The 11,537-nt window shown below is 65.8% G+C and carries 13 protein-coding genes and 1 tRNA gene; 9 read left to right on the top strand and 5 right to left on the bottom strand.

The features are described from left to right. Positions 1–32 precede the first annotated feature (32 nt). The 4 genes from GSH16_RS03990 (at position 33) to GSH16_RS03975 (ending at position 2,925) form a co-directional block, all read left to right on the top strand. The gene (locus GSH16_RS03990) at positions 33–938 is read left to right on the top strand and encodes a LysR family transcriptional regulator (protein ID WP_235912922.1); all 906 of its coding nucleotides are present in this window, start codon (positions 33–35) and stop codon (positions 936–938) included. A 58-nt stretch (positions 939–996) separates the two neighbouring features. Continuing rightward, a complete protein-coding gene (gene leuB, locus GSH16_RS03985; protein WP_160852136.1) occupies positions 997–2,106 on the top strand; it encodes a 3-isopropylmalate dehydrogenase in 1,110 nt (369 codons plus the stop codon). A gap of 153 nt (positions 2,107–2,259) precedes the next feature. Then, positions 2,260–2,336, top strand: a tRNA-Pro gene (locus GSH16_RS03980). A gap of 118 nt (positions 2,337–2,454) precedes the next feature. Beyond that, positions 2,455–2,925, top strand: a complete 471-nt coding sequence (locus GSH16_RS03975) for a VOC family protein (RefSeq protein ID WP_160852133.1) — start codon at positions 2,455–2,457, stop codon at positions 2,923–2,925. A 6-nt stretch (positions 2,926–2,931) separates the two neighbouring features. Here GSH16_RS03975 and GSH16_RS03970 read toward each other — a convergent pair whose 3' ends face one another. The 3 genes from GSH16_RS03970 to GSH16_RS03960 form a co-directional block, all read right to left on the bottom strand. Then, a complete protein-coding gene (locus tag GSH16_RS03970) occupies positions 2,932–3,426 on the bottom strand; it encodes an SRPBCC family protein (RefSeq protein WP_160852131.1) in 495 nt (164 codons plus the stop codon). Then, complete coding sequence (locus GSH16_RS03965; protein ID WP_160852129.1) at positions 3,423–3,800, bottom strand: ArsR/SmtB family transcription factor; 378 nt, start codon at positions 3,798–3,800, stop codon at positions 3,423–3,425. The genes GSH16_RS03970 and GSH16_RS03965 overlap by 4 nt, the downstream gene beginning before the upstream one ends. Positions 3,801–3,869: 69 nt before the next feature. Next, entirely contained in the window at positions 3,870–4,229 is a 360-nt protein-coding gene (locus tag GSH16_RS03960; RefSeq protein WP_160852126.1) for a hypothetical protein, read from the bottom strand. 123 nt (positions 4,230–4,352) lie between these two features. On the opposite strand from GSH16_RS03960, the gene GSH16_RS03955 reads away from it, so the two are divergent. Next, a complete protein-coding gene (locus GSH16_RS03955) occupies positions 4,353–5,375 on the top strand; it encodes an aspartate-semialdehyde dehydrogenase (protein ID WP_160852124.1) in 1,023 nt (340 codons plus the stop codon). 73 nt (positions 5,376–5,448) lie between these two features. Here the strand turns inward: GSH16_RS03955 and GSH16_RS03950 are convergent, their stop codons facing one another. After that, positions 5,449–6,102: a carbonic anhydrase gene (locus GSH16_RS03950; protein WP_160852122.1), complete on the bottom strand. Its 654-nt coding sequence runs from the start codon at positions 6,100–6,102 to the stop codon at positions 5,449–5,451. A gap of 162 nt (positions 6,103–6,264) precedes the next feature. On the opposite strand from GSH16_RS03950, the gene GSH16_RS03945 reads away from it, so the two are divergent. Next, positions 6,265–7,656: a leucyl aminopeptidase family protein gene (locus GSH16_RS03945; protein ID WP_160852119.1), complete on the top strand. Its 1,392-nt coding sequence runs from the start codon at positions 6,265–6,267 to the stop codon at positions 7,654–7,656. After that, positions 7,643–8,485 carry a C40 family peptidase gene (locus GSH16_RS03940; protein WP_160852117.1) on the top strand — a complete coding sequence of 281 codons (843 nt, stop codon included), beginning with the start codon at positions 7,643–7,645 and terminating at the stop codon, positions 8,483–8,485. Before GSH16_RS03945 ends, GSH16_RS03940 begins: the two co-directional genes overlap by 14 nt. Positions 8,486–8,492: 7 nt before the next feature. Here GSH16_RS03940 and GSH16_RS03935 read toward each other — a convergent pair whose 3' ends face one another. Then, positions 8,493–8,843: a DUF2794 domain-containing protein gene (locus GSH16_RS03935; protein WP_235913015.1), complete on the bottom strand. Its 351-nt coding sequence runs from the start codon at positions 8,841–8,843 to the stop codon at positions 8,493–8,495. Between the two features lie 613 nt (positions 8,844–9,456). On the opposite strand from GSH16_RS03935, the gene GSH16_RS03930 reads away from it, so the two are divergent. After that, positions 9,457–11,040 carry a gamma-glutamyltransferase family protein gene (locus GSH16_RS03930; RefSeq protein WP_160852113.1) on the top strand — a complete coding sequence of 528 codons (1,584 nt, stop codon included), beginning with the start codon at positions 9,457–9,459 and terminating at the stop codon, positions 11,038–11,040. Beyond that, entirely contained in the window at positions 11,040–11,501 is a 462-nt protein-coding gene (locus GSH16_RS03925; protein ID WP_160852111.1) for a GNAT family N-acetyltransferase, read from the top strand. The genes GSH16_RS03930 and GSH16_RS03925 overlap by 1 nt, the downstream gene beginning before the upstream one ends. Positions 11,502–11,537 lie beyond the last annotated feature (36 nt).

Raw genomic sequence — 11,537 nt, 5'->3', positions numbered from 1 at the left:
AAATGAATAAGTACGAGCCGATAGGAGCCGCGATGGACTGGAATCTCGTGCCGGCCTTCCTTGCCGTTCTCGACGAAGGGTCGCTCTCGGGCGCGGCTCGGCGGCTCGGGGTGAGCCAGCCGACGCTCGGGCGGCAGGTCCGCGCTCTGGAACAGGGGCTCGGAACCACGCTCTTCCGCCGCCATGCACGCGGCCTGTCGCCGACAGATGAAGCGCTCGATCTGCTGCCGCAGGCGCGCCGGATGGCGGATGCAGCGGCGCGGCTTGCGCGCGCGGCGGAAAGCCGCGAAACGGCACTGACCGGAACGGTGCGGATCACCGCGAGCGTCTTCGTCTCCCACCATATCCTGCCGCCAGTAGTCGCCGGGATCCGTCGGTCCCTGCCCGAGCTGGAGCTGGAAATCGCCCCGTCCGACAGTTCGGAGAACCTGCTGTTCCGCGAGGCCGATATCGCGCTGCGCATGTATCGTCCGACACAACTCGATGTGGTGGCACGGCACTTAGGCGACCTGCCGCTGGGGCTCTTCGCGCACCGCTCCTATCTGGACCGGCGCGGACGGCCCGAGGACCCCGCGGCGCTCTCCGGCCATGACCTGATCGGCTACGACCGCTCGACGCTGATCATCGACGGGATGCGCGCGATGGGCTTCAATGTGGACCGCAACTTCTTCGGCCTGCGCTGCGACAGCCAGACCGTCTATTGGGAACTGGTGCGGGCAGGTTGCGGCATCGGCGCCTGCCAGAGCGGCGTGGCGATGCGGACCGACGGGATCGAGCAGGTTCTGCCGGAACTGGTCATCCCGCCGCTGCCCGTATGGCTGACCCTGCCCGAGCCGCTCCGCCACGTGCCGCGAATCCGCGCGGTGGCCGATGCGCTGGCGGACGGTCTGGCGCCCTGGTGTGCGCGCACGGGAGCGTCAGGCGGGCCTGCGGCTTGACCCGACGTGAGCGACGGGCTAGGCGGTTTGCAACTTAGTCCAGCTGACGAGGCATCCCATGAGCAACCCCTCCCTCCTGATCCTGCCCGGCGACGGGATCGGACCCGAAGTCATGACCGAGGTTCGGCGCGTGATCGACTGGTTCGGCGCCAAGCGGGGGCTTGCTTTCGATGTGACCGAGGACCTTGTGGGCGGCGCGGCCTATGACGCGCATGGCACGCCCCTGACCGACGAGACGATGGCCAAGGCGCAGGAGGCCGACGCGGTCCTGCTCGGCGCTGTCGGCGGCCCGAAATATGACGAACTGGACTTTTCCGTGAAACCCGAGCGCGGCCTTCTGCGGCTGCGCAAGGAAATGGACCTGTTCGCCAACCTGCGTCCGGCACAATGTTTCGACGCGCTCGCCGACTTTTCGTCGCTGAAGCGCGATGTGGTGGCGGGGCTCGACATCATGATCGTGCGCGAACTGACCTCCGGCGTCTATTTCGGCGAACCGCGCGGCATCACGCCCGACAATGAGGGCGGACGCATCGGCGTCAACACCCAGCGGTACACGACGGACGAGATCCGCCGCGTGGCGCGGGCCGCGTTCGAACTGGCCCGGCGGCGCAACAACAAGGTCTGCTCGATGGAGAAGGCCAATGTGATGGAGAGCGGCATCCTCTGGCGCGAGGAAGTGCAGCATGTCCATGACGAGGAATATCCCGATGTCGAGCTGAGCCACATGTATGCCGACAATGGCGCGATGCAGCTTGTCCGCTGGCCCAAGCAGTTCGACGTGATCGTGACCGACAATCTCTTCGGCGACATCCTGTCCGACTGCGCGGCGATGCTGACAGGCAGCCTCGGGATGCTGCCCTCCGCCAGCCTCGGCGCGCCGCAGGAGAACGGTCGCCCCAAAGCGCTCTACGAGCCGGTACACGGCTCCGCGCCCGACATTGCGGGCCAGGGCAAGGCCAATCCGATCGCCTGCGTGCTCAGCTTCGCGATGGCGCTGCGCTATTCCTTCGACCAGGGCGCGGAAGCCGACCGGCTGGAAGCGGCGGTGGAGAAGGTTCTGGCCGATGGCGTGCGGACCGCAGACCTGATGCAGGCCGAGGGCGGCAGCCCGGTCTCGACCACCGGCATGGGCGACGCGATCCTCGCCGCGCTCGACGCGAGCCTCTGACACGGAGTGTGGCCGGAGCCGGCATCGCGCCGGCTCTGGCCACCTGTGCCCTGCAGGGCGCGGGACATGGGCGGCCGCTGACAGGAATCCGCAGGCCGGTCAAAAAGAGGATTGAACTCGGGGCGAAAGCAGCGTAGATGCTCGCCTCGGTCACGGAGTGTAGCTCAGCCTGGTAGAGCACTGTCTTCGGGAGGCAGGGGCCGGAGGTTCGAATCCTCTCACTCCGACCATTTCATTCGACATGTTGGGTTTCCGCAGGCGATACAATCATCGCCTTTCGGCGGGATTGCGCGGGGTTCGCACTTTTCCGCTATGCTGGATGGACCGGACGCAATTGCGGAGGATCCCATGGCCATCACCAGCGGCGCGCATCACCTGACGCTCTTCACCGCCGATATCGGGCGGCTGATCGCCTTCTACGAGACCCATTTCGACGCCGAGACGCGCTTCGACATATCGGAGCCCGGGCCGGGTGGCGCAGCGGTGCGCCATGCGCTCATCGACCTCGGGCAAGGGTTTGCGCTGCATCCGTTCCAGATGCCGCAGCCGACCGGTTTCGAGGCCGGCTCGACGGAACTTGGCCGGCGCGGCCATATCGACCATCTGGCGCTCAAGGTCGATGACGAGGAGAGCCTGCAGACCCTGCGCCGCCGGCTGGTGGAGGCCGGTGCTTCGGACGGGAAGATCACCGATTTCGGCGCGGTGCGCCTGATCACCTTCACGGATCCCGACGGGATGGAAGGCGAGGTTGCGCTCTGGACCGGAGCGGAAACGGTGCTGGGGTTTGGCGAGAAACGGGAGGAGCCGTTTCTGGGGTGAGGGGGTTTACTCCATCAACTCCGCCAGAACGTCCGCCAAGATCTCCATCCCTTTGCCCCAGCCCTGGTCGAGGCCGGACATGGCGCCGGCGAAGCAGGCGATTTCGGCGTCTGTGGCCTTATGCGGTGTCCAGGTCAGGCGCAGGAAGGTCTTGTCGCCGCGTGCTTCGAAGGTGACGACCGTCAGGAGGGTGCGGGGCCAGTCGGGCATCATCGGGTTCGGCGCGGGCTGCCAGTCGGCATCCGTCACCGTGTGCAGCCAGACGAGCCGTTCGGGCTCCACCACTTCGGTATAGTCCGCACGCTGGAAATTGGCATTGTCGCCCCAGCGCATCTCGCAAAGCCACGCACCACCCTCGCGCACCGAAAGCGCATGGATGATCGTCTCCACCCCCGGCCCGTACCAGCGGGCGAGCAGTTCCGGATCGGTCCAGGCTTTCCAGACCAGCGCCCGCGGCGCGTCGAAATTCCGTTCAAGCACATAGGTCGGCACGTCGGTCATGTCCCTGTTCCTTCCTCGGTCGGGTCGGTTGTTGCCTTCAGTTCTTCAAGCAGGTCATCGAGCCGGTCGAGCCGGCCGGTCCAGACCCGCTCCAGCGCCTCGATCCAGCCGATGGCGGGCACGAGCGGTGCGGCATCGAGTGTCGCGGGGCGGCGCTGACGGTCCTGCCCGCGGGTCACGAGGCCGGCTCCTTCCAGCACCTTGAGATGTTTGGATACAGCCGGCTGGCTCATCGGCAACGGCGCGGCCAGTTCGCTGACGCTGGCGCTGCCGCGGGCAAGACGTTGCAGGAGCGCGCGCCGCGTCGGGTCGGCCAGCGCCGCGAAAACAGCGTCGAGCTGGTCGTCCTTCTTGTGATGGCTTCCGCTATTCATAACCATACGGTTATATAAAAAACCCGCCAAAGTCAACCGTGGTCGTTGTCCAGTGCGATGGGGCAGGTGTCAGTCGGGCAGGGTCAGGCGGAAGCTTTCTTCCGCCCAGCCGTGGACCGTGTCGCGGGCGCGGATGATCAGATGGTCGGCCCCGTCGGGCACCATCACGCCGATCAGCGACCGGGTGAAGGGCTGTTCGTCCACATGCGGGTGCAGGAGCTTGCGCTGGCCGAGCCCGGTGCCGTCGGGCGCTTCGACGCGCCACGCATCGGCATAATGGTCCCAGCCCGTATCGGCATGTTCAAGGGTGACGGAAATGGTCCAGCCGGCACCCTGCCGCTTGGCGGATGCGTCTAGGATGCGGACCGTGTCGGCAAGGCAGGCGGTGCCCGTTGCCGCCAGAATTGCGGCGGCCAGGAATTGTCTCATTTCGGCACCTCCGCCCCCACTATGGACCGAACTTGCCCTTGCGTCACCCGAGCGCATTTCACAATCGCGAAAGGATAGGTTAGAAGCGCGCGTCCAAAACCCTTATTTCAGGAGAAAACGGAGATGGGTTACCGAATCGTCATCGCGGGCGCCACGGGCAATGTGGGCCGCGAAATGCTGAACATTCTGTCGGAACGCGCGTTCCCGGTCGACGAGATTGCCGTGCTTGCGTCGCGCAAGTCGCTGGGCACCGAATGCAGCTTTGGCGAGACCACCCTGAAGACCGAAGACCTGGACACCTTCGACTTCACCGGCTGGGACATGGCGCTGTTCGCGGTCGGCTCGGAAGCGACGAAGAAATATGCCCCGAAGGCCGCGGCCGCCGGGTGCGTGGTGATCGATAACAGCTCGCTCTACCGCTACGATCCGGATGTGCCGCTGATCGTGCCCGAGGTGAACCCGCAGGCCGTGCACGGCTATGCCAAGAAGAACATCATCGCCAACCCCAACTGTTCGACCGCACAGATGGTCGTGGCGCTGAAGCCGCTCCATGACCGGGCGCGGATCAAGCGCGTCGTCGTGTCGACCTACCAGTCGGTCTCCGGCTCGGGCAAGGGCGCGATGGACGAGTTGTGGAACCAGACCAAAGGCAAATATGTCCCCGGCCAGGAGGTCGAGCCCGACGTCTACACCAAGCAGATCGCCTTCAACGTCATTCCGCATATCGACGTCTTCATGGACGACGGCTCGACCAAGGAAGAGTGGAAGATGGTGGCCGAGACCAAGAAGATCGTCGACCCGTCGATCAAGGTCACGGCAACCTGCGTGCGTGTGCCCGTCTTTGTCGGCCATTCCGAGGCCGTGAACATCGAGTTCGAGGATTTCCTCGACGAGGACGAGGCCCGCGACATCCTGCGCGAGGCGCCCGGTATCCTCGTCGTCGACAAGCGCGAGGACGGCGGCTACATCACGCCTGTCGAATGTGTGGGCGACTATGCGACCTTCATCAGCCGCATCCGTCAGGACAGCACGATCGACAATGGCCTGAACCTCTGGTGCGTGTCGGACAACCTGCGCAAGGGCGCGGCGCTGAACGCGGTGCAGATCGCCGAACTGCTTGGCCGCGAGGTCCTGAAGAAAGGCTGACGTGTGTCAGCCGTACCAATGCAAAAGGCGGCCCCATCGGCCGCCTTTTTTCGTGTCGTCATGTCGCCGGGCGTCAGACGCGCGTAAATTCCTTCTTGTCGGCATCGTAGCATTCAAGGCTGCCGGATCCGATTTCATGCCAGAGCCCGTGGAGCGACAGCTGGCCTGATTCCACGGCCTCCTTCACGAAGGGGAAGGTCATCAGATTCTCGAGGCTGACGAGGATGCTTTCATGCTCCAGCGCCGTCAGCTTCGCCTGCTTGTCGCCCTCGTTCTTCTCGATCCGCTCGAAACCGGGTTTGAGGATGTCCATCCAGCGGCCGACGAAACTGCTTGCTTCCTGCAATTGCGGTGCCTCGCCGGTGCACATCTCGTAGCAGCCCTGCACGCCGCCGCATTTGGAATGGCCGAGCACCACGAGGTTCGACACCTTGAGCGCCGTCACCGCATATTCGATCGCGGCAGAGGTGCCGTGGATCGTCTTGCTCACCTCGAACGGCGGGACAAGGTTGGCGATGTTGCGGTGGATGAAGAACTCACCGCTGTCGGCGCCGAAGATGGAGGTCACATGCACCCGGCTGTCACAGCAGGAAATGATCATCGTGCGCGGGCGCTGCCCCTCGTCGGCAAGTCGCGAGTACCAGGACTTGTTCTCTTCGAATTGCGTGGCCTTCCAGCCCTTGTAGCGCTGGACGAGGAAGCGAGGCAGCGGTTTTGCATGATGCATGGTGCACGGGTCCCTGTATTGAAGTCGGTTCTTGTTGGGCGAAGTAAAGCCCCGTGACAAGGGTTTTCAAGGCCGGTCCGGCGCTCCGCGCGCTGTCGTGATGCGGATTTTCAATCCCCGCCGGAGCAGATACTGTCGGCGCGAACGGCTCAGGAGAGAAGCATGACCCCGACATTCGCACCGGCATCCGCGGACGCGATCCCCCTCACCGCGCTGGCGCCCGATGCGCTGGACGGTTGGCTGGCAGAGGCACCTGACACGCAAGCCGCATGGGTCCGTGCAAGCGGCTTCACCGCAACGCCCGGCAGCCGGATCGTGCTGCCCGCGCCCGATGGCGGGATTGCCGGTGTGCTGGCTGGTCTCGGCGATGCGGCGGCACGGGCGCGGAGCCGCTTTCCGCTCGCCGATCTGGCCAACAGCCTGCCCGAGGGCACCTATGCGCTGGGCGGCGTCGAGGATGCGGCACTGGCGCGCGAGATTGCGCTCGGCTGGCTTCTGTCGAGCTACCGGTTTACCCGCTACAAGCAGGCCAAGCCGGCGCCTGCACGGCTCGTCGCGCCGGACGGTGTCAATGCGGCCGAGACCGAGGCGATCGCCGCTGCGGCGATGCTCAGCTTCGATCTGATCAACACGCCTGCCAACCAGATGACGCCGGCCGCACTGGAGGACGCCGTGACATCGCTCGCGTCCGAATTCGGCGCCACCTGCGCGGTCACCAGCGGCGATGCGCTCCTGACTGAAAACTTCCCGATGATCCACGCGGTCGGACGGGCCTCGGACGTGGAGCCGCGGCTTCTGGACCTGCAATGGGGGCCGGAGGACGCGCCGAAGGTCACGCTCGTCGGCAAGGGCGTCTGTTTCGACACCGGCGGGCTGAACCTCAAGCCCGGCGGCTCGATGGCGTTGATGAAGAAGGACATGGGCGGGGCTGCGAACGCGATCGGTCTGGCGCGGATGATCATGGCGCTGCGGCTGAACCTGCGGCTGAGGTTGCTTGTGCCGGCGGTGGAGAACAGCGTCTCGGCAGGCGCGTTCCGTCCGGGCGATGTGCTCATGTCGCGCAAGGGGCTGACGGTCGAGATCAACAATACCGATGCCGAGGGACGGCTGGTGCTCGCCGATGCGCTGGCGCTGGCAGACGAGGAAGCGCCCGCTGCGATCTTCTGCCTCGCCACGCTGACAGGTGCCGCGCGGGTCGCGCTCGGGCCGGATCTTATGCCCTTCTACACCGATGATGAGGGGCTGGCCGATGCACTCGGCGCGGCATCGCGCGCGGTGGCCGACCCGCTCTGGCGGATGCCCTTCTGGGATCCGTACGAGCCGATGATCGAGCCCGACATTGCCGATCTCGACAATGCGCCAAAGGGCGGGATGGCTGGATCGGTGACGGCCGCGCTTTTCCTGCGCCGGTTCGTCGAGCGGGCCGAACGGTTCGCCCATCTCGACATTTACGGCTGGACGCCCGCGGCCGCGCCCGGGCGCCCGCGCGGCGGCGCGAGCCAGGCGGCGCGCGCGATCCTGCACCATCTGGACGCCACCTATGGCCGGCAGTGACCCGCGCCTGACGGTCGCGCGGCCGGACCTCGCCGCGGCCAGCCTGCGCGGGCTGGTCGACGCCGACCGCTACGTCACGGGACGCCCTGCAATGGTGACGGTGCCGCTTGCCGATCTGCGGGACCGGCCCGACGCGCCCGCCCTGTCGAGCCAGCTTCGCGCCGGTGCGATGGTGACGGTCTACGAGGAGGATGAAAGCACCGGCATGGCATGGGTTCAGGCGGGGGCGGACAGTTATGTCGGCTATCTGGACCGGACCGCGCTCGGCGTGCCAGTGGAACCGACCCACATTGTCCATGTCCGCCAGACCCATGCCTATCCCGAAGCGAATATGAAGCGGCGGCCCGCCCTTGCGCTCAGTCTCGGGGCTGCCGTGACGGTGGTGGGGGAAGAAGGGGATTTCCTGCGCACGGGCTTCGGCCACGTGCCACGCCAGCATCTGGCGCCCATGGGCGCGCTTCCCGACAGCGATCCCGTCACGGTGGCGGAGCGTCTTGTCGGCACGCCCTATCTCTGGGGCGGGACATCGGCCTTCGGCATAGACTGTTCGGGGCTTGTCCAGCTGGCGCTCGCGATGGTCGGGCGGGACGGCCCACGCGATGCCGACCAGCAGGAAGCGGCGGTAGGTGTGCGTCTTGACCCGGACGCGCCGCTGCGGCGCGGCGATCTCGTCTTCTGGCGCGGTCATGTCGGCTGGATGGCGGACGACAGGACGCTGCTCCACGCCAATGCCCACGCGATGGCCGTCAGTTTCGAGCCGCTGCGGGATGCGATGGCGCGGATCAGGGATGCGGGAGAGGGCGACGTGACGGCGGTCCGGCGGCCTTGAGCGGCCCTCAGTCCGCGACGGCGCGGATCAGCTTGCGTTCCAGCACGCGCAGGACGGTCGGCAGATCGTGGCCGCGCTTCAGGATCCGCCCGTCCATCCCGATCACCGCATAGATGCCCTGCCGCTGCGCAAGTTTGGGGCGTTTCTCGATCCGGTAGATCGGATGTTCCGCCGTGTGCCGGAAGATGGAGAAGATCGCCACGTCCCGCAGGGCGGAAATCCCGTAGTCGCGCCATTCCCCGGCGGCGACCATGCGGCCATAAAGCCCGAGGATCACCGCCAGTTCCGTTCTGTGAAAACTGACCGGCAGGGGCGCGGAAGGAAATGTGCTGACGGTGCCTGTTGTTCCGTGATGCATGATCGAAGTGTGCGGAATGCGCCGCGTCATTGCAAGGTCAACATCTGTTGCAGCTTTGCCGCGCCTTCCGATCAGTTTGGAAAGACTGGATTTTTGCCGATGACAGCCGGAATCCGTGGCTGTACCAGTTTGGCCTGTAGCTTTTAAAGCTTCAGACCCGGTGTCCGCCGTCAGCCCCCACCTTGACTGGCAGGCACCGGGTAATTTCTTGGGCGCGACTGCGGCTATTGATTCCCAATAGATTCGCAGTCCCCGTTTCAGCCCCGCTTGGGGCAGGAATTACCGGAAATTGGGCAAAAAAGACCTGAGAACACTGTCAGGTTCACGCTGCGTTCACCTGCGACCACAAAATGACCACAATTTCGGCGCGGTTCGGTCCTGATTGAACGCAATAACTTTCCAAGCAGTTTTCTGCACCGGCGTCGTTTCGTTTTTGCCCCCACCCTAAACGTCACGACGCCGGAATTACCCCCCAACCCCCTCCCCCACACCCCCCTGCCGATAAGCGCCTGTTGCCGGTCTTCACTGCGCCGACGCTTCGGTGTGTTTCGCGTCTGGAAATCGCCCGCCCGCGCCGATACGGTGAGCGCGATTTTTCAAGGATGCCCGACCCATGCGTGATTTCCACCTCCCTGGACGTTCCGTCGTCCTGTCCACCAACGGCATGTGCGCCACTTCCCACCCTCTTGCGGCCAAGGTCGCAGTCCAGATGATGGAGCAGGGCGGCAACGCCATGGATGCGGCCATTGCGGCTGCGGTGCTTCTGGGCTTTTGCGAACCGCAGATGACCGGGATCGGCGGCGACCTTTTCGCACTTGTCCAGCCCGCGGGGGAGGACCGGATCGTCGGGCTGAACGGGTCGGGCCGCGCACCGGCCGGGCTCGACGCCGCACGGCTGCGGGACGCCGCCCACACGACCATGCCGGCCTTTTCGGCCGATGCCGTCACCGTGCCGGGCGCGGTGGATGCTTTCGTGCGGCTCTCGGCAGATTGGGGGCGGCTCGGTCTGAAGACGGCGCTGGCGCCCGCCATCCACTATGCCCGCGCCGGCGTGCCGGTCGGCCCGCGGACGGCGTTCGACTGGGCGCTGGCGGCGCCGGACCTGAAGGGCGCGGCGCGGGATTTCTATCTGGTGGACGGTGCGGTGCCGAAGGTCGGCACGCTCTTCCGCGCCCCGAAACAGGCCGAGGTTCTGGAAAAGATCGCCATGGACGGGCGCGCCGGTTTCTATGAGGGCGAGGTGGCCGACGATATGGTCAATTCGCTGCGTGCGCTCGGCGGCACCCACACGCTTGACGATTTCGCGGCGACGGCGTGCGACTATGTGGAACCGGTGAGCGGCGACTATCGCGGTTATGAACTTGTCGAACTGCCGCCGAACGGACAGGGCGCGACGGCGATCCTGATGGCAAATATCCTCAAGCAGTTCGATATCGGGTCGCTGCCGCCGCTTGGCGCCCGCCGCGCCCATATCGAAGCCGAGGCGGCGAAGCTCGCCTATGACGCCCGCAACCGGTTCATGGCCGAGGCCGACGCACCGGGCGCGCGGCTCGATCACCTGCTGTCGGAAGACACAGCCAAGGCTTTGGCAGGGCTCATCGACCCCGAACGCGCCATGCGGTCGCCGGCTGCGCTTTCCGAACAGGTGCACAAGGATACGGTCTATCTGACGGTTGTGGATGCGGACCGGATGGCCGTGTCACTCATCTATTCCATCTTCCACAGTTTCGGCTCCTGCCTCGCGTCGGAGAGGTTCGGCATCGGCTTCCAGAACCGCGGCGCGGGCTTCACGCTGGAGCAGGGCCACCCGAACGAGGCGGGCGGCGGCAAGCGGCCGCTGCACACGATCATCCCTGCGATGCTGCGCAAGGAAGGCAAGCTTCTGATGCCGTTCGGCGTGATGGGCGGGGCCTACCAGCCGAACGGGCATGTCCGGCTTCTGTCCAACCTTGTCGATTACGGTATGGAATTGCAGGAAGCGGTCGATGCGCCGCGCAGCTTCAACCGCGACGGGTCGATGGAGGTCGAGCGCGGCTATCCCGAGAGCGTGCGCGAACAGTTGGAAGCCATGGGCCACTCGGTGACCATTCCCGAGGTGGCGCTCGGCGGCGCGCAGGCGATCTGGATCGATCCCGATACCGGCCTGCTCAGCGGCGCCTCCGACCCGCGCAAGGACGGTTGCGCGCTGGGCTACTGATGGCGGGCGCGGCTGAATTGCGGGTGGCGGGACCGGCTGATCTGGCGGCCGTTCTGGCCATAGCCGAGGCCGCCTACACGCCCTATGTGGCGCGGATCGGCCAACGCCCCAAGCCGCTCGATATCGACTATGCCGCGCAGGTGGCGGCGGGCGAGCTGCGCGTGCTGGACGGACCGGACGGGCGGCCGCTCGGCTTCATCACCTGGCATGTCCAGCCTGATGGAGACATGCTGCTTGAAAATGTGGCCGTGCATCCCGACGCCCGTGGTCAGGGGCGTGGGCGGCAGATGATCGCCGCTTGCGAAACGGCCGCGCGGGACGCGGGCTGTCCGGCCGTCACGCTCTACACGCATGCACGAATGACAGAGAACCGCGCGCTCTATGCCCGCCTCGGCTACACGGCCATCGCCCGGCGCGAGGATGAAGGATTCGACAGGGTGTTCTTCCGCAAGCCGCTCTGACAGGCATCACCGCCCGTCCAGACTGGCCAGTTGCAG

It is taken from the genome of Oceanomicrobium pacificus (assembly GCF_009833495.1).
GTDB classification, from domain to species: domain Bacteria; phylum Pseudomonadota; class Alphaproteobacteria; order Rhodobacterales; family Rhodobacteraceae; genus Oceanomicrobium; species Oceanomicrobium pacificus.
Note: the sequence above shows the minus strand (reverse complement) of the source record. Positions and strands in the feature narration are given on the sequence as shown.

Coding starts and splice junctions, on each gene's coding strand:
- GSH16_RS03955 (WP_160852124.1), top strand. CDS start 4,353: ATGGGTTACCGAATCGTCATCGCGGGCGCCACGGGCAATGTGGGCCGC.
- GSH16_RS03970 (WP_160852131.1), bottom strand. CDS start 3,426: ATGACCGACGTGCCGACCTATGTGCTTGAACGGAATTTCGACGCGCCG.
- GSH16_RS03990 (WP_235912922.1), top strand. CDS start 33: ATGGACTGGAATCTCGTGCCGGCCTTCCTTGCCGTTCTCGACGAAGGG.
- GSH16_RS03975 (WP_160852133.1), top strand. CDS start 2,455: ATGGCCATCACCAGCGGCGCGCATCACCTGACGCTCTTCACCGCCGAT.
- GSH16_RS03950 (WP_160852122.1), bottom strand. CDS start 6,102: ATGCATCATGCAAAACCGCTGCCTCGCTTCCTCGTCCAGCGCTACAAG.
- GSH16_RS03925 (WP_160852111.1), top strand. CDS start 11,040: ATGGCGGGCGCGGCTGAATTGCGGGTGGCGGGACCGGCTGATCTGGCG.
- leuB (WP_160852136.1), top strand. CDS start 997: ATGAGCAACCCCTCCCTCCTGATCCTGCCCGGCGACGGGATCGGACCC.
- GSH16_RS03965 (WP_160852129.1), bottom strand. CDS start 3,800: ATGAATAGCGGAAGCCATCACAAGAAGGACGACCAGCTCGACGCTGTT.
- GSH16_RS03945 (WP_160852119.1), top strand. CDS start 6,265: ATGACCCCGACATTCGCACCGGCATCCGCGGACGCGATCCCCCTCACC.
- GSH16_RS03940 (WP_160852117.1), top strand. CDS start 7,643: ATGGCCGGCAGTGACCCGCGCCTGACGGTCGCGCGGCCGGACCTCGCC.
- GSH16_RS03930 (WP_160852113.1), top strand. CDS start 9,457: ATGCGTGATTTCCACCTCCCTGGACGTTCCGTCGTCCTGTCCACCAAC.
- GSH16_RS03960 (WP_160852126.1), bottom strand. CDS start 4,229: ATGAGACAATTCCTGGCCGCCGCAATTCTGGCGGCAACGGGCACCGCC.
- GSH16_RS03935 (WP_235913015.1), bottom strand. CDS start 8,843: ATGCATCACGGAACAACAGGCACCGTCAGCACATTTCCTTCCGCGCCC.